The sequence below is a fragment of the Alistipes sp. AF48-12 genome, assembly GCF_003477565.1.
In the GTDB taxonomy this organism is placed as follows: Bacteria; Bacteroidota; Bacteroidia; order Bacteroidales; family Rikenellaceae; genus Alistipes_A; species Alistipes_A hominis.
Window position 1 is genome coordinate 1 of record NZ_QUDJ01000017.1, and the last position, 23,812, is coordinate 23,812.

Here is a 23,812-nt window from a genome sequence, read left to right on the forward strand (position 1 = left end):
CTATCTTTCGTGTCAGCCCGGCGTGTGCCAGCCGGTAATTGATCGCCTGCGTCCGGTCGGCCACCCCTTCCGGGAAGGCGATCAGTTCCCGGTTCAGGTGCGTGCGCGAGGGGTCGGCATTCGGGGGCATCTGCGTCCGCGCGATGTGGGCTGTCATCCGGGCTTCGTTGCCAGGCGCTTTATCTAAATGCAATACTACGTATCCCATATATTTTTCTCTGTCAATGCGGTGGATGATTGGGTTGGCTGGTTTCGGACGCGGGGAGCGTCCGGCGGTCGGAACGACCGCAGAGGGGGTGTCCAGCGGGGTTCTCCCTGCTGGCCTATTGGGGCTTTTTCCGCGTCGCCACAGCGATGCGAGAAGAAAAAGCCCTAATAGATTATGGCTTTTCCGGGGGCGTAAATGCCGCGGGTACGCAGCGGGGTTAGAACTTCCAACCGGGGCCTCTCTTTTTCGCCGGGGACGAGACACATTGCCGGACTCGCGGAACAGCAAGATGTGCCCGTTTTGTTTCCTTCCATTGAGGGGGTTGCGGGGTAGCGAGGTTTCGTTTCTCCTGCCAGTAGTCGTTCAGGTCTTTGTGGTCGCGGTAAAAAACGGATTGGTCGATCACTTCGGACGAGGGTAAGGATTCTTCCAGTCGGGCCAACGCTTTCCGCCCCGCGTTGTCGTTGTCGAGGAAGGCATGGACGATCCTATGGCGTGCAAGGAAAGGAACGGCCTTTGGCAGGTTCGTTACCGAGTTGAGTACAGTGCTATCAATCGACGGCGACGGGTTGGCTTTCAGTGAGAGATAAGATAGGAAGTCGATAAACCCCTCGAACACCATTGCCGTATCGTTGCCGTTGTCGAGGGTGGTAATGTTCTTGGGCGTACTGCTTCCTTTGAATCGGGGATTACGCAGCTCCCAGCCTCCGGCATCGTTGCGGAACCCGATGGCGAAATACTCTTTGCCGCCGATCGTGTAACGCACCTCGCGACAATAAGTCCGGGCGATGGCAGGGTCTATGTCCCGGCCAGTCAGGTAACCGACCAATGCCGGGTGGGTCAGTTCGCGGTCGGAGAGGATGATAAGGCGGGATGGTGTCGGTTCGCTCGCTCTCGGCGGTTCGGCATGGATGGGGACGAGCGTTCCGTGTTCGCCCGCCGCAAGCCTTCGGGCGGCCTCGGCCTCGGAGCAGCCCTCCATACGGGCTACAAGGTCGATGATTGAGCCGCCCTCGCCCGTCCCGAAATCGTGCCAGAGGTTTTTGTCGTAACTGACGCTGAAGCTGGCGGTGCGTTCCTTACGAAGTGGCGAGAGGTACATGCCTCGGTTGCCGCACTCCCACCGGGGGTTGATTCCTTGTGCCGCGAGGTAAGTCCGAATACTGATGCGTCGTTTTATTTCTTCGTAGTTCATGGTGGCGGATTTTTTGTGGTTTTGTTGTGAGATAGCATAATAAGATATAAAACAGGTATTTGTACAGACAACAATTCCCCAACAACGACGAGAGCCGTTGTCTTCAACGATTTTTATTTTGTTGTGGATTTGTTGTTGGACTGTTGTGGAAGTGTTGAAGTTGATTATCAGGTATTTATTTTAATGATCCGATAAAAACAACACTACAACAGCAGTTTTTCGACCAGTGAACGGGGAATCTCGAAATAGCGCCCTTTACGTTTGGCCGGGAACAGTTCTCCTTCGCTCCCGATATGATAAAAAATATAGTCGCCGTTCTTCTCCGAGCGCAGTTTCCAATTGTCTTTGAATATATTGCGAATCTGCACCAAGTCGGCTTTCAGGCCCGCATCCTTTACGATGTCGAGCATGTCTTTGGGGCAGCATAGCAGGGTGTCTTTTTCGAGCCTGTCCATTACTTCGATGCAGTAGGTGGCGATCTCCGTTTCGACCTTGTTCGTATTGTATTTTTTAATTTTCAGCAGGGCCGGGGTTTCGAGCAACGTGGAAGCGAACCACATGCGGGATTGCTGTTCGGTCGATAATTTCCTGTGCAGTAAAAAATGCAGAAAGGCAGGGATCTCCGCGCGCATCTTATCCTTGAGGCGTATATCGTCACAGGAGATGGGGTTTATCTTCAGTACCCAAAATCGGATTTCCTCCTGCGGATAATGATCGGGTTCTTTTCGTTGTTAGAGCAAAGGACGAATTTTGCGAAAAATTCTATCTCCCGCCTGTCCTTCCCTTTGGCTTCTACTTTATAATCTCCGGCGGTGGACAGGTTCTTGATCTTCTCCGTATCTTCGATTTTGTTCAATAGGAGCTCATCGACCATGACCAGCAATTTATTGGCCCAGTCCAGATTGAACTGGCTGCGGAAATCCTCGTTAGTGTTGAAGGTAGCGTTCTTGCCGAAAATCATTTTAAGCAGACGCAGAAAGGTGGTCTTGCCCGTATTCCTTTCTCCGGATACGAGCAAAAGTATCGGCAATATTTGCGTAGGACGGGTCAAAAGCAGTTGCAGGTAGTCATACCCCAATTCGATCTGCGGCCCGAAAATATGGGCCAGAAATGCCCGGATATGGGGAAATTCGCCCGGCCCCGGCCGATGCGGAATCGGCTCGTAGAGATTCAGGTATGTGCCGTGTACCCGTTGGTAGTTCACATGGTCGGGAATGCTGCAAAAGCCGTCATACTTTTCGATTTCCGGCAGGTTGTTTTTGCCGTAGTCCTGCCGGAGCGTTTCGTAACTCCATTGCACTTTTTCCTCGATAAAATCCCCGCTGATTAGGGGCCGCAGCACAACCTTGTACAACTGTGTGCCGATGCGGATATATTTCTCTTTCATCGCTATCGGCTTTTGATGGGTACGATCTGATTTAAGGCCGCTTCGACGTCGCTGTCGCGGAACAGGACGCGCCCACCTATCTTATGGGCGCATATCTTACCTCGGTTCACCCAATCGGTGAGCGTTACGAGCGAAATCCGCAGGCGGCGAGCCGTCTCCTGCCGTGTCAGGTACTTGGTTTCGGACTTCGAACGTGCGGGACGGAACTGCTGAAGCTCGTCGCGCAGGGACTCCCGTATCATTTCGGAGAGTTGGTCGGCCGTCAGGCCGGACAGATAAATTTCCTTTGGCATAACGTAGTTCGTTAAGGTTAATGCCACAAAGAAAACTATTGGTCAAACCTTTCTAAAACAGGGAATTATATTACAAGACAGTGACAGTCGGTGACAAAAGCGGTCGTTTCGGTGACACGATACGGTAGGACAAAAGACATTGATTGCATATGGGCCGCCATATGCTACATTTGTCCCTATCGTGTAAAGTAATAAATAAGGGAATATAAAATCGGGAACAGCAAAACGCCATTCCCGCAAAAGACAGGTTATATTTTATTTTAAACTTCGTTTATAATAAACACTACGCTTCGGAATAATTCGAACGAGTTCGGTTCTTCGCTCAGTTTGCAGTTTATTTTATTTTGCACCTTTTTGAAAAACGTTCTGGTTGTTGGGGCACCTCGATTATAGTCAATACTTGTTGCATAAATATCAGTTAGTTTCAGGTAATTCTTGGCTTTGGAAAATGTTTTGCAAATGTTCCGTAATTGTTGAACGCCCTTTATCAAATAGCGTGGCTATGGCATCTTGAGTAAGTCAAAGCGTTTCATCTTGATATAAAACTTCTATTCCTTCTTCTTTAAAACATAAGGAATTCAATAGTACTATTATGTATCTGAAGTTTTTTGCCCATGACTAAATATATCCCATTTCTTTGCAATAATCTGCGACAGTTTTCTTAAAATGTTTAAGTTTGGTTTGATATCCACGATGCTGAGTTATTATGCCACTTACACTCATTTCATGACAAACTAACAATTCATTTACCGATAATTTAAAACTCTGAATCATATATTCTGTCAGTAAATCTCGCGCTTCTTTATAATCTGAAAATTCTCCAGCGCAGAAACTTATTAAGATTTCAGAATACCATTTTCGCATTGATTCATTCATGCATTTATGAATATTTTTCATTGAAGACAATATACTACTGACTTTTGCATCATAACCATCTTCTGTGAGAATATTGAATTTTCCAGATGCATGTGCCATATCGTTACGTGCATCTACTAATCACTGACATTTGCAATTTGGGATTTATCCAAACATATAATCTTAAAAAGTTTTGCGATATCTTTTTCCGGTAATAAACTATATGCAAATATTGAATTAGCATCTTCTATCTTCAAGTCTTTCTCTCTACCACTATATGGCCGTGCAAAAACAATTACATCTTGATATCTATCAGGAATAATTTGACTGATTTTCCATGCGGTACAATAAATGTAAGTCATATAGAGCAGATGAACACCAAAATAGGCAAATTGATACTGCTCATATTTGTAATTTACGGCAATTAAATTAGTTACATTATTGACATAACTATTTATATCTTCTTCATCATCAGGATTGATTGGAAGATAATTCAATATTTCCTGCAAATATGGGACTTCTGTATAGTCAATTTCTTCTACCATAATCATTCACCCCAAACTTCGTTAATTTTTTGCTCTATTTTTTTTGTGAAAATAGAAACAATTTCTTCTGCTGGTTTTATGAATGATAATTCTCTTTCAATTTGGATAACTGCTTCATTCTGTTCTTCAACAGAAGGACAAATAATATCCAAATTTTCTAAATCAGATTTGTTTACGCTTGGATACATTGCTTTACTCATTACATCGCTTAGTTGGTTCCCAACAAAATCATCCAATAACGCATAAAGTAGATACTTTCCGTTCACATTTTTGGGGGTCAAAACAGCAAAGCCAGTCGAAGCAACAAAGCCTTTGGTATCAAAATCAACATAACTGAAAGCCTTTAGGTTTGGACGAACAGTTGACATTAATATATCTCCCTTGCTCATTCCTCGCCTTGCTCTACTTGGAGCATTTTTCCCTTTTATTTTTTGTGATGTATCAACTTTGCCCGTACCGCTAGTAACAGAAGAAATATCAATATAAGTAAATGTTTCTTCTCCGTATTCTTGTTCTGGATTTACAGAAAAACGATTTATCTCACAAATATCCGAAAGCTTTACAATATTACCTGTTTTAAACTTTGGCAAATGCGGCTCATAGTTTGATACAATAGATTGAGCACCGAAAATAATTTTTCTATATCCGTCAAGTTCGTCAACTATCTGCTGCTGGACTTCAATAGAAGGCAATGGGATTTTTATGGAATTAATTGTACTACTTATATTATTGATATTAGCACCTTGTGTTAATAGTTTAATCTCCTCTCTGTATTTTAAAGATTTCAGCAGATAGAAAAATAGATATTGTGGAAGGCAACGAGATGTACTTGTTCTAATAATTCCCATAAAACCTCCAGCATAATAATTCGTATCCTTATCAATAAAAGCAACCTTTCCTATATGCTCCTTACTACCACTTGACATACATATAAAAATATCGCCTCGCCTTAATTGTTTTTCTGGAGCAAGAATAATAGATTGATCTATATATATTTCTTTTATAACCTCTAATTCACCTGATAATGTGATATTATCCGCGGGAAGTATAATGTTAGATGTTTTATATGTTGTCTGTTGCGCTTTTTGATAATTTACGCCTCTTGTTATTGTCGCAATATCAGAAAAATCAACAATTTCATATTTTGAAGTAATATTTGGAGATATTCGATACCTGTTCCCTGCCAATATAAAAGAGTTACCACGCACTTTATCCAATGGAATTATCTCAAATCCTACATTAGTCATTTCTGTAGATTGATCTTCATCCAATTTACGAAACTCCTCATATTTAACCAAATCACTTGGGGTATCTAATTTGCGGCGGTGGTTGTCTAATGTATATCCATCACTCTTGACATCGAAGTACCAAAATTCTTTTTTCTTTTCTGATTTTTTTATCTTTTTATTTACTTTGGTTGCATATATAATATCTGTTTTAACACCTGTATATGGCAAGAATACTCCTTGTGGCAATGAAATAATACTTTGCAATTGGCAATTTTCTAATAGGTATTCACGAGTTTTAGTTAAATCCTTTCTAAAAAGAAACCCTTCCGGAACTACCAAAGCCATTCTACCGTTAGGAGATGTGCTCTTTACTGCTTTCATACAATGTTGTACACAAATACTATCCCCATTTTTACTTGGCAAATCATACAATTCTCCATGCTTGGTTTTTTGAGAATACGGCATATTTGCAAGAACTATATCATATCCGTAATGATGCTCATTCCCATCATTATCTTTATATGTAGCTTTCCCATCTATAGGATTTGCCAGACTATCACACATATTGATGTTGCTATGCCCATCACCGGCCAAAATCATATTCATTTTGGTTATACGTGCAGTATTGGTAATTTCATTGCCATAAACTGTATGCTCTCGCAACATCTTTATATTGGCTTCGGTCCTCGCCATATTATTGTATATATAGCGAAAACTTTCTATTAAGAACCCACCTGTGCCACAAAATGGGTCATATATGGTTTCCCCAATTTGAGGATTAACCAAACGTACCATTGTTTTTACAATGTGGCGTGGAGTAAAATATTCTCCTAAATCATTTTTAGTTGCGGTTGAAGCTTTCAAAAAATACTCAAAAGCATCTCCCTTTACATCACTATCCACATCAGTAAGCGTTAGTGGGTCAAGCTTATCCATTATTTCTTTCAAGATACTTGCATCTCGAATCTGTAAGGGAGTAAATATATCAGTATTATATACTGAATTTAGTTTTTCGTAAACAGTTTTGTTTATATAGTCAATGCGAGTTGTAAAAGGGATATTTTTAATGCTATCCCAACTACATGCTGTGGCATCAAAAAGCGTTTTAATACCACTTTCTCTTTTGATTTGTTCGCTTTCACTAATAAGTTTTAAAAATAGTATATTTGCAAACTCACCAAAACGTTCGATTCCAGCACGCAATCCTTCCCCTCGTAACATATTGTTTGCTTCATCAAATATGCGGATTAGCTCTTTCCTATCATATTGAACTTTGGGACTTATGGTATTTACTTCATAAGTTGTCAGATACCGCAATGCAAGAGTTTCTCTGATAAACTCGTCTATTTCTTCTCCATTTAAAATAGGAACTCTATTGGCTTCTGTATGATATGCTTTACAAAATACACCATCTGTAGCAAATACAAGTGGAGCATTAATTGCACGGGCATAACTAATGCCTTGTTCCATTGCTACATCAAGGCGAGTGCCTTTCTTTTTGGCCTCAATAACAATTAAAGGTCTATCACTTTCATTTGAGTACAACACATAATCAGGACGTTTTCCTCCGAGAGATTTACGTTCTGCTTCTGTTTTTGGCTGTTCAAAAAAAACATTCTTATCTTTTCCGTTTAATTTCCATCCTAAATTAGTTAAAGCGGTATCAATAAGATTCCTTGTATCAGCTTCTAATGGCATTGTATTCATATGTCTTTTGCAACCAAAATTATATAATAATATCCCAATGTACAAAGGTACTACTTTTATTTATTTGTCTGTATTGTATATCCGAAGTGCAGCGCGGATTTCTTCCGAAGAGTAATAATGGGTATTGTCACGGAATCTGGAAAGATTCCGGCACTCTTTCATCCATACACTGCCGAGCCATCGGTCGAGTGTCGGTCGCGTGATACCCAATGCTTTTGCCAGTTCTTTTTTGGTGAGCAGGCGATCTCCCTTTGTCGAGGTAAGGAATGTTTCGTTGCGGTGTACAGCCAGCCAATGGTCAAGGTTGTAGAGTGCTTTATCGGCATTCTTTAACTCCTGCTCGTAATTTTCATAAGCCCATACGCGGATGCTCTGCGGGTCGAAATCCGAAAATTCCTCCCTCGTGCGTAGTTCCCCGGCTAAAATGTCAAAACATTTAAGTTCAGAGGCTTTGATCTCTATTTTACGTCGGCGCGGCATAAATTACTGGTTTTGTTACGGCAAAATGGCAATTAATTGTTGTGATTGATAAGATTGACAACGACTTTGACCATCACGTCTTTCTCTTCGGTGCGGCTCTCGGCGATCATCAGGGTCAGTGCGACCAGTGCATTATCGCCGATCCGTTTCGTACCGTCGGTGTTGTAAAGAATACCGTTCTTTTCCATAAACCAAAGGAACAGGAATGCGGCGATCCGCTTGTTGCCGTCGCTGAACGAATGGTTTTTTGTAACCAGATAGAGCAACATCGCCGCTTTTTCCTCGACGCTCGGATAGAGGTCTTCGCCGTTGAAAGTTTGGTATATCGCCCCTATGGAACTTTGGAACGACTGGTCTTTTTCGTGTCCGAACAGCGGACTGCCGCCGAACTTGTCGCGTAGTTCCTTGATTGCATTTTTGGCGCTTTCGTAGGTTGCCTCGAATTTAGCCGCCGCGGTCGTATTGTCGATGGTGAGTTGCTGATAGTCGTATTTGTCGAGCGTGTCGAGTGCATAGGCATAATCGGTAACGACTTTCAGCAGGCCCGTCGCCTCCGAATGGTTCAGTTGCCGGTGATCCATTACGTTCGACAACAGTTTGATCGTCTGCTTCAAGTCCTCGTACTGCTCCAGTTTTATCGTATCCTTAACGGCATAGCCTTTTATCAGATACTCTTTCAATACTTTATTCGCCCAAATGCGGAATTGAGTCCCCCGTTGGGATTTAACCCGGTATCCGACTGAGATAATCACATCCAGATTGTAGAACTCTATACTTCGGACGACGCTCTTTGCGCCCTCCGTCTGAACTGTTGCATTTTTTGCAACAGTTGAATCGTAGTCCAACTCCTTTTCTGCGTAGATTTTGGATATATGCCTTGAAATGACCGACTTGTCCCTGTCGAAAAGCTCGGCCATCTGATTCAGGGACAGCCAGACCGTTTCCTGCTCCAGTTTCACGTCGATTGCCGTCGCTCCGTCCGGACTTTGGTATAATATTATTTCACCTGTGTTCATGGCTGTCGTTTTTACAAAGTTAGCATTTATTACTTTCCGCTGAAATAGGGGTGGTTCATCAGCTCCATAGCGGTCTGTTCTTCGGTGATCTTGATGTACTTCATAAACTCCTTTTCGGTCTTGTGTCCCGTGATCTTCATAATGGCGATGGTGGGGATTCCGGCCAGGTACATATTTGTTGCACCGCTTCGCCGGGCCGTGTGGGTCTTGACCATATCGCATTTCTCGACGATATGCGTTTTTTTCTCTCCGTTTTCGATGTACGAAACCTCGATCTTTTCCGTGATACCGGCCTCGCGTGCGACATCCTTGATGTATTTATTTACTTTCTGCTCGTAGGATTTGGGCAAGCGATTTTCATATTTGTCCAATATTGCCTGCAATTCGGGTCGGACGGGAATAATGACATGGTTGCCCGTCTTCTGCTGTTTGAGGTCAATGACTCGCTGTCCGCTTTCCAGCGTACGGATATTACCCTCGTTGATGGTCGAATAGTCGCTGAATCGTTGCGCTGTGTAGCATCCGACCAGAAAAATATCGCGGGCAACCTCCTTGTGTCTGTCGCCGGACAGGTCGAGGTCGGCAAGGACCTTGATCTCGGATTCGGTCAGGTAGATGTTTTCGACCTCGGCGGTCAGTACGCGGAACTTGCGGCTTTCGATTGTCCCGTTGTCGTGCAGGCCCTCTTCACGTGCAGCCCGCATAATGATTTTCAGTTCTTTGACATGGCGCCCGATGGTGTTGACCGAATAGTCTTTAGCTGTAAAATAAGCAACGAAATCGTCATAGAATTTGAGATCTATGTCCCCAAAATCGTATCGTTTGCGTTTGGCTTTGCAGAACTCATCGAATTGGATGATGAAACCTTTATAGTTCTTGATCGTCGATGCTCCGTAACGGAGTTTATGAATATTGAGCCGTGTGCCGTCTTCCATTTCGCGCGTATAGCGGGCGATATAGTCGGTCAGCGATTCCCGACTGCGTGTGTTGCGACCGCCGGACACGCTGCGCGGATGATGGAAACTGTAAATAATCTTTTCCAGCTTCGTTTTCGTCATCGCATGTTTGGGGTCTTTCGCCATTTCGCCGAGGATGAAACTGCGTAGTTCGGCCAGTTTTGCCGTCAGCTCACGACCTTGTTGCTCGGTAAAGTCGGCTGTAAAGGAATAGCGGTTTTTGACCGTCTGTTTTTTATCGTCCCATGCCCCGGAAAATACAAGATATTGGGTTTCGGCATAAAATGAGGTTTTCCGATCTACGTTAAACCGAATATAAACTTTCGTCAATGCGCTTTTCTTTGTTGTGCGGATGCGATACGAAAAAGTTGCCATATTTTACCTGCTTGATTCTTAATGCAAAGATAAGAAATTTGTACGGCATTTGTACGGTATCTGCTTGATTTTCGAAAATTTCCAGACCTCGTAATTAATGAAAGTGACTTATAACCAATTGATAAACATGGCAAATAAAGTAAAGATAGATTAAATACGAGAAATATTTGTGGCGTCCGCTTCAGACCTCGACAAAGCCGCCTCACAGTGCACTGTGAGGCGGCTTTGTTTTAAATTTGTACGGCATTTTATTTGATGGAATTAAAAACAGATAGGACAATTTCCGTGATAATATCACTTAGCAATCATCAAAAAGGGTATGACAATAGCTGGGAGCATTTACAATCCCGAATCTGAGTAAAGAAATATGGACAAAATTAAAAGAATATAGATTCATAAACGATAGTGAATTTCCGGGAATCCGTGCAGATATTTTTATGCTTTTACCTCGTATTAACTGCTCCGCAATGGCAAACACATAAAATCAGAGCATCCCACATTCGGAGGGATGCTCTTTCATATAATTTGCGTATCGTTAAAAGATAGATTAAAAAGTTATATCGTAGTCTGTCTTCTTTAGTTATACAAGAAATTAGCGGTAGGTAAACGAATAGACGGCCGAATTCGTACCGCGATCCAGTTCGGTATCTTTTCTGTTTTTGATCTCGTATTTATATCCTGCTTCAGGGTATTCGGGATGGACGGGTTCATTACCTACCACGATGTCGTATTCATGCTTGATTTTGGCTACGGTTGCGTGTGCTGTGACCGAAGCGACCGTACCGTCGTCGTTAAAGACGTAATCCAGGCGCTCCTCCGTGTCCTCGACATAAGTGTAGTATTCGTAACTCTTATGAACCTTCACATTGGGCTCCGGATAGCCAGGAGTAGCGACAGAGGCTCCTTCATCGTCACTCCATCCGGTAAATATTGTCGTGTAACGGTCCATACCGCGACCCGCCAGGCGCAGCAGAGCCAAGCGCCCGAGCCGGCCCGGCACCTCTCCGTCTTCGGTTTCTTCCAATAGCATATCCGGTAAAAAGAGCATATTGATGTCCAGATTCAACTTGTCGTTCGGCGTCTGGTTGAAATATTGCTCGAACCCGGACACTTCGTCCGGCTGAGCTCCGTCGGAATAGGAACCGCCCGACAGCACACCGTCTTTATAGGTATACGTGTTCCACGTATTGGAGTAGGCGACGCGCGAGATACGGTCTTCGTCGTTATATTCTATCTCATAGGTGTAAAACTCATAATTATCTTCGTCATGGGAATAGGGATGCGATTTGCCCTGTCGGATGTATCCTTTGTCGTTCAGCAGGACGTCGTAGGTTTGTGTTCCGGCGTCCGACCACCGATCCTCGATGCGGAGACGATCCGGTGCCGAGTAGTCGATGCTGCTGACCAGTTGGCTCGAACCTTCCGGATCGTTGGTGGGGCGGATGTCGATCGTATATGACGAAACGCGATTATGGTCGTCGTATTCGAACGTATAGGTCGCCTCCTCTTCATCGTGATCCGAAGTGGGGAGCTGGCTCCAATAAGTTACCGTGCGTTCGATCCGGCTGACAAGAGCGTAGCTCGAGGGATCGGGCACGACAGGTTCGTCGTCGCCCACCGTTACCGCGCAAGAGGCCGACACTTCTTTGTTAGAGGAAGAGGTAGCCGTAACGGTCGCCGTTCCGTCGGCTATTGCGGTGATTTCGCCGGTTACGGGATTTACGTCCGCAACGGCAGGGTTGCTGCTCGACCATACCACCGATTTGATCGTGGCGTCGGCAGGCTCTACGGTGGCGGTCAGCGTCGTTTTAGCTCCTGCATCCAACGAAAGTTCGGTTTTGTCGAGGGTAATCTTCGTCACTTTGACCGGCGGCTCGTTCTTGCTGCCGTCTTGCTTGGTTCCCTCCTGAACGACCGTCACGGTAAAGGTGTTGTTGCCCGAACGGATGGTAATCGTCGCCTCGCGCCGTTCTCCCGTATAGTTCTGGTCGATCTCGATGCGGAGCGTAATCGTCCCGGCCCCGCCGCTGTAAGCCTCCTTGTCGCCGTTGTAGAGTTTCAGCCAGACTACGTTATTGCCGTTGTTGTCTGCAGCCCGTGTAACGGATTTTGTTTGTACGGATGCCAATGCCGAAGCCTGCGCCTGCACTTCGTTCACGGTCGCCGTCCAGGGGGCGCCGGCCGTGAACGAAAAGCCGCCGCCCGTACTCTCGTTATCGGCATAGGCGTTTTGTGTAAGTTGTTCTTGTGCGGGCGGAGTGAATGGCTCGCCTTCTCCGCCTTCGTTTTTGCTGCAACCGGCAAGAATCGCCGTTGAAAGCATCAATAAAAACAGATGTTTTTTCATTTGTATAAATCGGTTCCGCCCGTCCCCCGGCGGAGTTTTAGTTACACATAAAAAGACGTGGGACAGTACCTTTTTATCTGCTTCTGAGGTCTACCACAACCTGCGATCAAATAAATGAGTAAAGCCCACGTTTCCGCAGGCATTAACTTTACTCTTGATCGCTTTAAAAGTGGTAATTTCAGAAGCAAGAATAAAAGCTAACGCTTTTTATATTATGTCTTGTATATTTCCGTTTATGCCATAGGCTCGCCTTTAATTAATTGGTTTATCGCGGTAAATATACGAAAATTTGTCTAATATATTAATGAAATGCCGGGTTTAGGATTTATCTCATCCCCATTCCCCGACCCTGCTCGCGGTCTTTGATCTTGATTCCGATATGCTCCAAAAACTCTTTCGCCTTTTGCCGGAACCATCTCAGAATCGGTATTTGGTCGATGAACAGTTGAAACCCTCCGGGGCCTTTCTCATCCTTTGTGAGCCTCGCTTCGGCATTTTCTGCATCGAAATGTTGGGAGTGTTCGCTTGAATATAGACTACTGGAAAAACGGACGGGCCGCATGTTCACGAGATTACGGGCCTATCCGTCGGAGAACCCTATCGCTCGGCAATACTCTCCCCACTTGATAAGTTGAGGCGTTCGTCTTACTCTAACCTATTCAATGTTAAATTTAATACCCAAAACGCGAATTACAAAGAATTATCCGATTTACTTTGATTCAGATGAAATTCTATTGCCAGCCCAAGCCTGAAAAATCGTGAGCCGTTTATAAATATCTATTCTGACTAAAGCCAGAGGGAATATACATAGCATACGACCACGTTTGCGCTTTCATAGCAATAACGAACTCTTACATTTGTATTCCCTATATCCGATAGCGATTCAATTGCGGATTCTACCATTTACAAACGAAGCGCAATAGGTTCATCATTGCCAGACCCAATGCGGGTGCCACGGCAGTTGATATGGCCATCGAAAGTCCGTACATGCCCAGCCCTTCTCCCATGCGTTCATGCGGAATGATGTCCGTCACTCAGGTGGAGGAGGCGTTGCTCGATGCCGCGTGAAACAGTTTTCTTCTATCCGTATAAAATCAGATTGGCCGATTCATTGGTTTTCATATTGGATCTTCACGCCGGCGACGGCGCTTTCGTTCGGGTATTGTCTTACCGCCGAAGGAAGCGATAACCCCGACACATGTATATACTATCCTACCGGTTTCAGTCCCGTTTTGAATTACAAAGTTACTCTGCGGGGCCTTTTTATAATCCATAATTCGAAGGAGAGGAATTTCGTTGAACTGTCTGCATCGGATACTATGCCTTTGTTAAAGGTTGAGTTGCCTGATTACGTCGATGTAAAACGTCGATCGGTATTGGAGAAATATATGACTTCGTTGTGGAATTCATCGATTGCCTATCAAGAAAAACCGAAAATAGCCGTAAACGTGTCCCAGCTCGGAGATCTTTTGGAGATATATAAGCAGGGGCATGACGGGATCATTTCAATAATAGGCGAAGGAGGCGTACCGGACGTCATCCGGGGAGCGGATCGTAAAGAAATGATTGAACTTGTACGGCGAGGTAAAAATGTTCCGGATGGCTCTGATCAACTATTGGTATATGATCTTGACGGTACGATGCTTCGGAAATATAAATTGAATCGTCGCGTGAACGGATTCGATATAGATACGGTCAATCAGGTGCTGGTCATGGTGAATTCGAACACCGAAGCGCCGATGTATACTTTCCCGCTTCCGGAAGGGTTTTAGACCGTTTCTTATCTTTTTCAGACAGATTAAAGACACATATCAAATACGGATCTTTCGTCTTCCGCACGGTTTACCGACTCCGTTCGTATTTGCGGTGGAATACGGTCAGCAGGACGAAACCGGCCAGGGCGAAAGGCGCTCCGACCAAAGCCGGATACTGGTATCCCAATCCCGCATCCAGCGGCAATCCGCCGCAATAGGCTCCGATGGCGTTTCCGAGATTGAATGCTACCTGCACGCTTCCGGCGCCGAGCATTTCGCCGCCTTTGGAGTAGCGGATCAACAGAATTTGCTGCGGGCTCGATACGGCGAACAGTCCTGCGGTGCACAGACACATCAGCAGTGCGCCGAGCCAGGCCGTATGTGCGGTGAAGAACAGCAATAGCAAGATTACGAAGATCGATCCCTGCGAAACGGCGGCGACCCGGCCCGGAGTGAACCGGTCGGACAGACGGCCGCCGGTCAGGTTCCCCACGACCATACCGAAACCGGCCAGTATCATCAGCAGGGTCAGCCTGTCGGGGGAAAATCCCGAAACGTGCACTAACATCGGACTGACGTAGCTGTACCAGCAGAATACGCCGCCGTTGCCGAGCATCGTGGCGAAAATGAGCAGCCACGGGGCCGGTGATCGCAGGAAGCGGAACTGCCCCCGGAATCCCGTGTCCGGTAGATTTTCCACCGGCGGAATCCATCGCCAGATGTAGTAAAGGACGATCATTCCCCAGCATCCCACCAGCAGGAAAGTGACTCTCCATGAAAGCATCGAACTGAGCGCCGTACCCAGCGGAACGCCGAGCAGGTTGGCGATCGTCATGCCGGCTATCATGATGGAGACCGCTTCGGAGTCTTTCCCCTTGTCCGCCAGTTTTTCGGCAGCGATCGAACCGACCCCGAAATAAGCGCCGTGCGGCAGTCCCGAGACAAACCGAGCCGCCATCAGCGTCCAGAAATTCGGGGCGAGGGCCGCACAGACGTTTCCGGCCATGATGACGGCTACCAGTACCAGCAGGATGCGTTTCAATGGGTGTTTGCGGGCCAGGATCAGCATCGGGGCGCCTACGCATACGCCCAGCGCGTAGGCCGAGATCAGGTGTCCGGCTTCGGCGATGCTGACGTGCAGGTCGGACGCTATGTCCGGCAGAATCCCCATCATCACGAATTCGGCGATCCCCAGCGCCAGGGTTCCGAAAGCCAGCGCAATAAGACTCTTTTTCATCGACAGACGTTTTTCCGGCTGCAAAGGTAATAAAGCGAAGCGTCCCGGAGAAAAGATTTTATGAAACAAGCCAGTCCGTTCGCAAATGAACGGACTGGCTTGTTCGGATACGTTTTTTCTGGAGGATTATTCGTCCAGTTTGAACGTGATCAGCAATCCTTTGTGGTCGCTGGGCCAGTGTCCTCCTGCGGGGGCGATGAATTCGTCCTTGCTGTCGTTTTCCACCCGCTGGCTACGGACGATCGTTCCGGACGGCCCTACGATTTGGGCTTTCTCGACGCTGAGCCCCTGTCGGGGATAGTAATAAACGAAATCGATCCGGTCGCGTTCGTCGGCATCGCCGGCCCATACCAGCGTGCTTACGTCGACGTCTTTGTTATCGGCCGGCCAGGTAAGCCCCGGATAATCCACGACGTTCGGATACGTTTCGCGGTAAGCGTCAATGAATCCGTTGTCGTACATCAGCATGGAGCTCTGCCAGTTCACTACGCAGCCGTTGTGGTCCCACAGATCTTTCGTATCGGCCTGCCAGTCGAGGTGGGAGGGTTCGTTCAGGTCGCCTGCGAAGAAGACGAGCGCGCCTTTGGCGATCTCTTTTTTCGCATCGTCGATGAATTGCTGGGTCGACTGCGGACGTCCGGACAGCCGGTTGCGTTCCAGGATCAGGGCTACGTCCGTATTCGGGCCGGTAGCCATTTTGCTCCAGTCGCCGTTGTTGCCCCCGTCGTTGTACCCGCGCGGGTAGTAGCAGGAGTAATAGACGTAGTTGGCATGTGAGGGATAGACGGCGATTCTGCGGCCGTCGACATTGCAGACCCCTTTGAACATCCATTCGTTGATCTTCTGCGTTTCGGTAATCCGGTATTTCGACAGCAGTCCGCAGCCGTCCACGCGGCTTTGGTAATAGGTCAGCCCTTTTTGTTTCAGTGCGTCCACGAGCAGGGGCATGATCGCTTCGTCCCCGCCTTTGTACAGTTCGCAGAACGTAGCGAAATCGGGTTGCAGCGATACGATCTGGTCGACCAGCGCATTGAAAGCGTTCGGAACTTTCGTACATTCTATCCACAGGTTCAACTGCAGCAGCGTCAGCCTCGGCTCGCAGGCCTGCTTAACGGTTACCGTGACGTCGTTTCCTTTTGTCGGCGAGAACGTGATCGTGCCGGTACGTTCTTTGTCCGTATCGTTGGCCAGCACCTGGAACCGGATCGTGGAGTCTTTCATCGAAGATTTGGCTTCGGCCGGGAGAATCCATTTTTCGGCCGATTTGTCGATCGTGTGCTCGTATCCGACGTTTGCCGATACTTTGACGGCGATCAGCGTGTCGCCCGGTTTGAGGTTGAACAGTTGTTGTTCGATGACGACGCCTTCCTGGGTGTCCTGCGTGATTTTTATGCTTTTGCTTTCGGTGCCGCAGGTTACGGTCAGCGTCGCTTCGCGCGCTTCGTCGTAGGAGGTGTTTTTACCGACCGACAGGTTTATCTGGGATTTTCCGGCCTTCCCTTTCAGCGGAGTCGCATTGAGCCATTTGCCGCTTCCCGAAACGTAAACGACTTCGGCAGTCCACTCTCCCGGCGCTTCCAGCGGAACGTTTTTGTTGGCTCCGGCCACCGGAACCGCCCAGTCTTCTTCCGAAAACTGGAACGTGTAAGTTTCGCCCGGCGCTTCCTCGCTTTTACCGCATTCGTAGAACATGACGGACAAAACAGTCAACAAACTGTACAGAATTACTTTTTTCATCTAATTATTTTTTGATCGAAAATGTTGCATTTTTGTTAAAAAGTTTCACAAATATGCTAATTATTTTGCGTTTTTCGAAGGTTTACTCTCGTTTTTAGCGGTCCGTTGCTCTTACCGATACGGCGATATGCAGCTTTTTCTTTTATGGTTCAGTACGTTGGAGGCCGTTGAAAAATGATCGTTTTGCAGGAATATATTTTTCATATCCTGTTTTTTTAACGTGTTTTTTTCCGATTTATTACCATCTTAGCCGATAAAATATTTGGTTTTTTCGTTGAAACCTGGAGTCGTTCGACAATCTTTGTGAAAAAGTGTATCGCTGCCTTCGTCCGGGCGGGACGTTCGTTTTCTCGGTCGGGCATCCGGTCTTTACGGCGCAGGGACATGAAGAGTGGTATTGCCGGACAAGGTAATCGACTGCACTGGCGGAGTTATTTCAGTCAGGGGCGGCGCGTTTCGAACTTTCTCGGCGAATAGGTCGTAAAGTACCATAAAATGTTGACTGCTTATGTGAACGGACTGATTCGGCAAGGGTTCGGGATTACCGGGCTGGTCGAGCCCGAACCCGGCGAGAAATTGCTGAGAACCGTTGCCGGGATGAACGACGAGCTGCGTAGCCGATGATGTTGATCGTATCGGCCGTTAAAGAGCGTTGAGGCGACGGACGTTTCCTGCGGGATGCGTCCGCCGGCTGCGTGTCAGAACATGATGCTGGCGCCGCCGCAGAGCGTGAGAACGTGCCGGATTCCTCCGCGTGGAACGAAACCGGAGGTGACGAGATCGTAGTCGGTAGAGAATTTCATCCCGAATTTGTGGTTGGCCAGGAACGTGACCGACAGGCCCGTTCCGAACCCGAATCCGTTCTTGTCGCCGATCCGGATGTCCGAAAGCCGACAGGAGGGATAGTGAACATATCCGGCGAGCAGTTTGCCGCCGACCAGCCAGCGGCAGGTCAGCGGATAGGAGAAAAACGGGCCGACGTACCCGGAGATCATGTCCAGCGATTCGTCCTGAAGGATTTTATCGACCGACAGGGGCATGTTGGAGATGGTCGCGCGTCCTCCGATCCCGATGTGGCGCGTGATGAACCAAGCGCCTTCGACGCCTGCCGTGCCTCCGGTCGAAAGCGACGCTTCGCGGCCGTCTTCCAGCGCGTAGCTCCCGGTGTCAGGTTGAGTCCCAGGTAAAGCCCGAAAAACGAGGTTTGTAACCCGGATCGAAAGGTCTGTCCGGCAGTCGCGCATACGTGATCCCGCGACCTTTGAAGATCAGGTCGGCCAGGTAATACCCCACTTCGGTAGACAGAATGCCGATGCCGGCCCCTACCAGCACGTCGCTCAGCCAGTGTTTGTTGTTCATTTGTCGTGACAGGCCGGTGAGCGTGGCCGCCGTATAGGCGCCGATGCTGTACCACGGACTGCGGGTCATGCCGTACTCTTTGTGCAGCATGGTCGCGGTCATGAAGGCCGTTGCCGAATGTCCCGACGGGAACGAGTGGCGGTTCGATCCGTCCGGGCGCATCACTTTGACCGTGTGTTTCAGGGTGTTGACCGCGATCGCCATCAGCGAGGCCGAAAATGCGTCCGAAACCAGCATTCGTCCCCAGGAGCTTCTTCCCTGTATGCCGCCGATTTTCAGCCCCAGCATGGCGATGGCGGGGGCGTATTGCAGGTAATCGTCGTAATGGTGTCGGAAGGAGGGCAGGAAGTTGTCGCGCAGGCTGTGGAAATGCGAGTCTTCCCCTGCCACGATCAGTCCCGCTGCGATCAGCGGGACGGCCACGTAGGTCATGCGGTAGGTTTGCGACGAAGTGAACCGGTCCCATTGGTCCGCGCGGGCGCTGCGAGGGCCGGCAGCGAGTCCTGCAGGCATGTACGGCGATAGACGGACGGGATCTGCCCCGAACTTTCGTATCCGGCAATCAATATCATCATCATCCCCAAGAACAGATTCCGAGAGAGCGTTATGTAACGGGAAATACGGGTCACGGGACAATCGGGTGCGAAAAGACGAACCGCGCTCCCTCAGTGTATTCCGGATCGATCCAGATGTTCCCTCCGAACCGCAGTACGATTTGTTTACAAATAGCCAGGCCGAGACCGGTGCCTTGTTTGAATTCGTTCAGTTTTTCGAATCGGTTGAAAACCCGTTCCTGCCGTTCCCGCGGGATGCCGCATCCGGTATCGGAAACCGAGAACAGAATCCGCCGCTGCTCTTTTTGTATTTCGAATGCGAGCGCGATCGTGCCCTTTTCGGTGAATTTGCTGGCGTTTGTCAGCAGGTTGATCAGCACCTGCGACAGGCGTTGCGAGTCGGTCTTCAGGATAAAGGATTCGACGGGAGGATTAAAAACGCACTCCACGCCTTTTTTACGGCCGTGGGCGGTCGTCGAAATGACCTGCTGACAGATGGCGACGATATTCTCCGGATGCAGCGTGAAACTGATTTTCCCCGTCTCGAGCCTCGAAATATCGAGAATATCCCCGATCAGCGTCAGCAGCAGGTCTGAATTCTGGTTCACGATGCCCATGTATACGTTCCGGTCTTCTTCGGAAATGGATTCGTCGCCCAACAGGGCGGAGAATCCGACGATCGCATTCAGCGGCGTCCGGATTTCGTGGCTCATGTTCGCCAGGAACGCCGATTTCAGCATGTCCGATTCCTCGGCTTTCTCTTTGGCGGCGATGAGCTCCCTACCCCGGTTCTCCAGGCTGATTTTCAGTTTTTTGTTCCGGTAGTAGAGGTAATACAAGAAGGCGATGAACAGCGAGAGCACGATGAAAATAACGATCAGGATCAGGATGTACGATTCGTATTTCTGCAATCGCGCCTCTACGGTGTCTACGACGATACTACCCGACGGCAGTTTATATTCCGCGATTCCGAACTCCTTGAGTTTTTGCAGGTCGAAACGATATTCGTTTTCCGTCGGATCGAAATGTACCGCCCGGGGTTTCTTTTTATAGAAGTCGGCTATTTGCCCGGCTATTTCGCTGGCTCCGTTTTCGTATTTGGGGATGTAGCCTCCGATAGCCCCGCTGCCGATCCCCGAGCCGCTGACCGAAAAAACGGGCAGGTGGGGTTGATCGGCCAGGAGCGTTTTCAGCGAATTGTCCATAAAATACTGGCCGTCCTGACCTACCCGCCAGGTGCCGATCAGCAGCACCGATTTGCGCGGCAGCCGTTCGATGGCTGCATAGGCCTTTTTCTCCCCGTTCCGCCCGTCGATCAGGGTGAGGGTCAGGTCGGGATGGCTGCTCATTTCCTGCTTGACCAAAGCCTGCAGCGAAATACCCCCGTAGGTATTGTCCGATAGGAATGCGATGTTATCTACGTTCGGGTAGAGGGAACGGATCAGGTCGATGTTTTTGGCGATGTCGTACCGGTTGAGACTTCCTCCCCCGTTTCCGATGCTGTCCGCCTGCCGTATCATATCGACGGACTCGGGCATCCATTTATCCGTAACCGGACGGTTCCGGTCCGGGAGCGGAATTCCGTTCGTGCTGGCGTAGCATCCGAAAAACGGAATGTCCTGGGGAAAACTGTCCAGGGAGACGAACGATGCCCATGCCTCCTGACCGAGCAGGATAACGGCTTTCAGCCGGTTCCTGTCGTAGCGCTCCAACACCGAGATAAGCCGGTCTTTCCACAGATTGGCTTCCGCTACGCTTTTGCAACCCAGATCTTCGATTAGAATTTCGAACGGAACGTTTTCGTTGGCGATCTTATGTTCGAAGTCGGATATGAAACTCGACATGCGTCTGGTATCCGGGTTGTACGACGCGATGATCAGGATGGTGCCCTGATCCCCGGGACTGTCGAGGCTGCTTTTGGCCGCGATGCCGATCGGAAACAACAAGCTGACGAAGAGCGCGGCCGTCGCGCACCCGACTATGAGTTTCAGCTTATTGAGTCTTCTGACCGACATATTTTTCCCCGATTTGGTTAAAACGATATCCTGAGGCCGGCTGTCCAGGTAATGCCGAATCCGTACCATACGACGGCGGTTTCCCGCGTATGATCCGATCCGTCCAGTGCGTCGGATATGTATTTCCGGTTGAACAGGTTGTTCACGTTGCCGAAAAGCTGCCCCTGAAAAGTACCCATTTTGAAATCGTAATTGAGGTTCAGGTCGACCGTCGAATAATCCGGCAGCTTCCAGGCTTCCGCCCTGTCTTTTTCATCCGTGCGGTCGGCTGCGGCGAAATCGGCATAGTGGCGCCCGTAATAGTTGAAGTCGACGCCAAGGGTCAGTCCCGATACCGGCATACAACTGAGCCCCAGCATCGCGCTCGTCTGCGGCGCGTTGCCGACATGCAGGTTCTTGATGTAGGCGTGGTATTCCCCGATTTTTTCGTTCAGCTCGTTGAACAGGGTGAAATTCACGTCGTTGGTCCAGCGCCAGTTCCCGATCGTAAAGAAGCCGTACACCCGCAGCCATTCGAGCGGCTGGTAGCTCGCTTCCAGTTCGATACCCATATGCCGCGCGTCGATGTTCGGGATACAGGCTCTGGGGCCGTTCCAACTGCCGATCGCCTTGGTCACGCTTTTGTCCATCCATTGGGTGTAGTAACCGTTCAGCATGACGCTCAGCGTCCGGTAATTGAATCCGTAGCCGATTTCGCCCGTCGCGATTTTTTCGGGGATCGGGTTCGACAGCGGCGTGTTGTCTACGAAGATGTTGTCCATCATCGGCGCTTTGGTTACGTAGCCGCCGTTGACGAATACGTTGTGCATTCCGTTGAAGCGGTAGTTGAAACCGGCTTTCACGCTGAACGGCACGAAATTGCTCCAAGGGGTTTTTACGTTTGCAACGGGATAGGTCTCCTGGTTGCCGTACGTCCCGTATTTTCCGGGATCTTCGCGTTTGTAGGAGTGACTGGTCACGGAGGTCGAGACGAATGCCTTGTAGTGCTCCCGGTTGTATTCCAACTGGGCGAAAGCCCCCATCCACAGGATTTTGCTGAGATAGTCCTGGTTGACTTTGTCGCCTTCCCGCAGTTTCGTGTCCGGATCGCGCCATGCGAGTTTGTTGTCCTTGTAGTAGGCGCCTCCCAGCAGATCCGAAATCTTGTCGTAGTGATAGCCTTTATAATAACGCCCGTCGATACCGACCGTCAGTTTGAGCGATTTCGACAGTTCGTTCGTATAGGTGGACAGCAACCCGTACCAATCGTGCGAGTTGGTTCCCATCGTGAAGATGGCGTCCGAACCGTGGTCGGAGTTTTTGTTGTCTTCCATCACCGGCAGGTAGTCGATCAGTCCGTCCGGGGTCAGCGAAGTGTTTTCGTTGGGCCGTCCGGTCTTATAATTGTATTGCAGGCGGTTGGCGTCTTTGCCGTACACTTTTCGGCCTCCTCCCGTCGCATTGGAGACATAAACGGAGGTCGACAGCGTGGATTTGCCGTTGATCTGCCAGAAATGGTTCAGCGAGATTTGCGGCTTGTGGTATTCGTTATAGCCCGAATAGGTCGGAACGATCTGTCCGTTGATATAACCGTAACAGGTATTCATCCGGATGCCGTCTTTATGGAGGTCGTAATCTTCGATCGACTGTTTGTTGCTGCGCCGGTTATGCCACTGCGGCGCGCCGAAGGCCGTCAGCGACAGGATGTGGTTGCGTCCGAATTTTTTCGAAACGTTCGCAAAATAGCTCCAAGCTTCGAAATTCGTTCCTTTTACGTATCCGTCGCCCGTCGTGCGGGTTCCCATGATCGAGAAGGCCCACCCTTTCGGAAGCAGACCCGAAGAGAGGTTGAAGCCCATTTTCTGGTAACGGTCGTTCCCGATGCCGTAATACACGGAACCCTGCCGGTTGACTTCGGTGCTCTGGGTGACGATATTGACCGTCCCGCCGACCGAAAAGAGACCCAGTTTGGAGAGCCCGATACCGCGCTGTACCTGGATGCTGTTCGTAACGTCGGCCAGTCCCGACCAGTTCGACCAATAGACGCTTCCGTTCTCCATGCCGTTGACCGGGATGCCGTTGATCAGCACGGCGATGTTTTCCGAACCGAAGCCGCGCAGCATCAGCCGCGAATCGCCGAAGCCTCCTCCCTGCTTGGTCGCATAAATCGACGGCGTGGATTTCATGATTTCGGGAAATTCCTGATTGCTCAGTTTGGTCGCGATGTCTTTCGCGCTGATCGTCGACAGTACGACCGGCTCGACGCCTTTGTCATGTCCGTAGGAAGCCATTACTTTCACCTCTTTCAGTCCGATGGACAGGGTGTCCGCATCTTCCGGAATATTTTGGGCGCTTATGGCCGATACGCAGGACATGCAGAAGAACGGGAGCAGGAGTTTTTTCATTCACAGGAATGTGTAAGTACAATCGGTGCAAATTTAGAAACTTTTTCCGATTTACTGTGTCTTTTCGTCTTTCCTGCATGTCAATATTTTATCCGTTGATATACAAAAAGTTTTTCCGGATGGAATTAAATGCGGCCGGAGAATCTTTACGATCACTACAGGAGCGTTTTACGCCGAAT

The 23,812-nt window shown here is 48.6% G+C and carries 16 protein-coding genes and 3 pseudogenes; 1 reads left to right on the top strand and 18 read right to left on the bottom strand.

Translation table 11 applies throughout. The features are described 5' to 3' along the window. The 12 genes and pseudogenes from DW082_RS10840 to DW082_RS10890 all read right to left on the bottom strand — a co-directional run. Window positions 1-208, bottom strand: a pseudogene (locus DW082_RS10840) (plasmid recombination protein); the annotation flags it as partial. Window positions 209-425: 217 nt separating this feature from the next. Next, window positions 426-1,403: a toprim domain-containing protein gene (locus tag DW082_RS10845; RefSeq protein WP_118458593.1), complete on the bottom strand. Its 978-nt coding sequence runs from the start codon at window positions 1,401-1,403 to the stop codon at window positions 426-428. 203 nt (window positions 1,404-1,606) lie between these two features. Continuing rightward, a pseudogene (locus DW082_RS10850) lies at window positions 1,607-2,790 on the bottom strand (primase-helicase family protein). A 2-nt stretch (window positions 2,791-2,792) separates the two neighbouring features. Continuing rightward, window positions 2,793-3,083: a helix-turn-helix domain-containing protein gene (locus DW082_RS10855; RefSeq protein ID WP_118458595.1), complete on the bottom strand. Its 291-nt coding sequence runs from the start codon at window positions 3,081-3,083 to the stop codon at window positions 2,793-2,795. Between the two features lie 332 nt (window positions 3,084-3,415). Next, window positions 3,416-3,514, bottom strand: a pseudogene (rhuM, locus tag DW082_RS15505) (RhuM family protein); the annotation flags it as partial. 187 nt (window positions 3,515-3,701) lie between these two features. Further along, complete coding sequence (locus DW082_RS15135; RefSeq protein ID WP_259335602.1) at window positions 3,702-4,058, bottom strand: hypothetical protein; 357 nt, start codon at window positions 4,056-4,058, stop codon at window positions 3,702-3,704. 17 nt (window positions 4,059-4,075) lie between these two features. Continuing rightward, the gene (locus tag DW082_RS15140; RefSeq protein ID WP_259335603.1) at window positions 4,076-4,483 is read right to left on the bottom strand and encodes a hypothetical protein; all 408 of its coding nucleotides are present in this window, start codon (window positions 4,481-4,483) and stop codon (window positions 4,076-4,078) included. 2 nt (window positions 4,484-4,485) lie between these two features. Then, window positions 4,486-7,410, bottom strand: coding sequence for an N-6 DNA methylase (locus tag DW082_RS10870; protein ID WP_259335604.1), 2,925 nt, complete (start codon window positions 7,408-7,410; stop codon window positions 4,486-4,488). A gap of 69 nt (window positions 7,411-7,479) precedes the next feature. Next, the gene (locus DW082_RS10875; protein ID WP_118458597.1) at window positions 7,480-7,899 is read right to left on the bottom strand and encodes a hypothetical protein; all 420 of its coding nucleotides are present in this window, start codon (window positions 7,897-7,899) and stop codon (window positions 7,480-7,482) included. A 32-nt stretch (window positions 7,900-7,931) separates the two neighbouring features. After that, a complete protein-coding gene (rhuM, locus tag DW082_RS10880) occupies window positions 7,932-8,915 on the bottom strand; it encodes a virulence protein RhuM/Fic/DOC family protein (RefSeq protein ID WP_118458599.1) in 984 nt (327 codons plus the stop codon). A gap of 29 nt (window positions 8,916-8,944) precedes the next feature. Next, a complete protein-coding gene (locus DW082_RS10885; RefSeq protein WP_118458601.1) occupies window positions 8,945-10,246 on the bottom strand; it encodes a site-specific integrase in 1,302 nt (433 codons plus the stop codon). A gap of 592 nt (window positions 10,247-10,838) precedes the next feature. Continuing rightward, window positions 10,839-12,593, bottom strand: a complete 1,755-nt coding sequence (locus tag DW082_RS10890; RefSeq protein ID WP_220452658.1) for an Ig-like domain-containing protein — start codon at window positions 12,591-12,593, stop codon at window positions 10,839-10,841. A 1,319-nt stretch (window positions 12,594-13,912) separates the two neighbouring features. Between DW082_RS10890 and DW082_RS10900 the strand changes: the two genes are divergently transcribed. After that, the gene (locus DW082_RS10900; RefSeq protein ID WP_101570749.1) at window positions 13,913-14,365 is read left to right on the top strand and encodes a hypothetical protein; all 453 of its coding nucleotides are present in this window, start codon (window positions 13,913-13,915) and stop codon (window positions 14,363-14,365) included. Window positions 14,366-14,435: 70 nt separating this feature from the next. On the opposite strand, the gene araJ is transcribed toward DW082_RS10900, so the two are convergent. From araJ to DW082_RS10925, 6 genes are all read right to left on the bottom strand, one after another. Further along, entirely contained in the window at window positions 14,436-15,584 is a 1,149-nt protein-coding gene (araJ, locus tag DW082_RS10905) for an MFS transporter AraJ (protein ID WP_101570746.1), read from the bottom strand. Window positions 15,585-15,710: 126 nt separating this feature from the next. Next, window positions 15,711-17,321 carry a BACON domain-containing protein gene (locus DW082_RS10910; RefSeq protein WP_118458606.1) on the bottom strand — a complete coding sequence of 537 codons (1,611 nt, stop codon included), beginning with the start codon at window positions 17,319-17,321 and terminating at the stop codon, window positions 15,711-15,713. A gap of 698 nt (window positions 17,322-18,019) precedes the next feature. Beyond that, entirely contained in the window at window positions 18,020-18,565 is a 546-nt protein-coding gene (locus tag DW082_RS15145) for a hypothetical protein (protein WP_259335607.1), read from the bottom strand. Then, window positions 18,489-19,193, bottom strand: a complete 705-nt coding sequence (locus tag DW082_RS15150) for a phosphatase PAP2 family protein (RefSeq protein ID WP_259335608.1) — start codon at window positions 19,191-19,193, stop codon at window positions 18,489-18,491. The genes DW082_RS15145 and DW082_RS15150 overlap by 77 nt, the downstream gene beginning before the upstream one ends. A gap of 112 nt (window positions 19,194-19,305) precedes the next feature. Then, window positions 19,306-21,318, bottom strand: coding sequence for a HAMP domain-containing sensor histidine kinase (locus DW082_RS10920; RefSeq protein WP_259335609.1), 2,013 nt, complete (start codon window positions 21,316-21,318; stop codon window positions 19,306-19,308). Then, the gene (locus tag DW082_RS10925; RefSeq protein WP_118458608.1) at window positions 21,267-23,633 is read right to left on the bottom strand and encodes a TonB-dependent receptor; all 2,367 of its coding nucleotides are present in this window, start codon (window positions 23,631-23,633) and stop codon (window positions 21,267-21,269) included. The genes DW082_RS10920 and DW082_RS10925 overlap by 52 nt, the downstream gene beginning before the upstream one ends. Window positions 23,634-23,812 lie beyond the last annotated feature (179 nt).

What these genes read in the sequence shown, in the direction of transcription:
- DW082_RS10890 (WP_220452658.1), bottom strand. Translation starts at nt 12,593, where the DNA reads ATGAAAAAACATCTGTTTTTATTGATGCTTTCAACGGCGATTCTTGCC.
- DW082_RS10885 (WP_118458601.1), bottom strand. Translation starts at nt 10,246, where the DNA reads ATGGCAACTTTTTCGTATCGCATCCGCACAACAAAGAAAAGCGCATTG.
- DW082_RS10875 (WP_118458597.1), bottom strand. Translation starts at nt 7,899, where the DNA reads ATGCCGCGCCGACGTAAAATAGAGATCAAAGCCTCTGAACTTAAATGT.
- DW082_RS15135 (WP_259335602.1), bottom strand. Translation starts at nt 4,058, where the DNA reads ATGGCACATGCATCTGGAAAATTCAATATTCTCACAGAAGATGGTTAT.
- DW082_RS15145 (WP_259335607.1), bottom strand. Translation starts at nt 18,565, where the DNA reads ATGCGCGACTGCCGGACAGACCTTTCGATCCGGGTTACAAACCTCGTT.
- DW082_RS10855 (WP_118458595.1), bottom strand. Translation starts at nt 3,083, where the DNA reads ATGCCAAAGGAAATTTATCTGTCCGGCCTGACGGCCGACCAACTCTCC.
- DW082_RS10920 (WP_259335609.1), bottom strand. Translation starts at nt 21,318, where the DNA reads ATGGTACGGATTCGGCATTACCTGGACAGCCGGCCTCAGGATATCGTT.
- DW082_RS10870 (WP_259335604.1), bottom strand. Translation starts at nt 7,410, where the DNA reads ATGCCATTAGAAGCTGATACAAGGAATCTTATTGATACCGCTTTAACT.
- DW082_RS15140 (WP_259335603.1), bottom strand. Translation starts at nt 4,483, where the DNA reads ATGGTAGAAGAAATTGACTATACAGAAGTCCCATATTTGCAGGAAATA.
- DW082_RS10845 (WP_118458593.1), bottom strand. Translation starts at nt 1,403, where the DNA reads ATGAACTACGAAGAAATAAAACGACGCATCAGTATTCGGACTTACCTC.
- DW082_RS15150 (WP_259335608.1), bottom strand. Translation starts at nt 19,193, where the DNA reads ATGCCTGCAGGACTCGCTGCCGGCCCTCGCAGCGCCCGCGCGGACCAA.
- rhuM (WP_118458599.1), bottom strand. Translation starts at nt 8,915, where the DNA reads ATGAACACAGGTGAAATAATATTATACCAAAGTCCGGACGGAGCGACG.
- araJ (WP_101570746.1), bottom strand. Translation starts at nt 15,584, where the DNA reads ATGAAAAAGAGTCTTATTGCGCTGGCTTTCGGAACCCTGGCGCTGGGG.
- DW082_RS10900 (WP_101570749.1), top strand. Translation starts at nt 13,913, where the DNA reads ATGCCTTTGTTAAAGGTTGAGTTGCCTGATTACGTCGATGTAAAACGT.
- DW082_RS10910 (WP_118458606.1), bottom strand. Translation starts at nt 17,321, where the DNA reads ATGAAAAAAGTAATTCTGTACAGTTTGTTGACTGTTTTGTCCGTCATG.
- DW082_RS10925 (WP_118458608.1), bottom strand. Translation starts at nt 23,633, where the DNA reads ATGAAAAAACTCCTGCTCCCGTTCTTCTGCATGTCCTGCGTATCGGCC.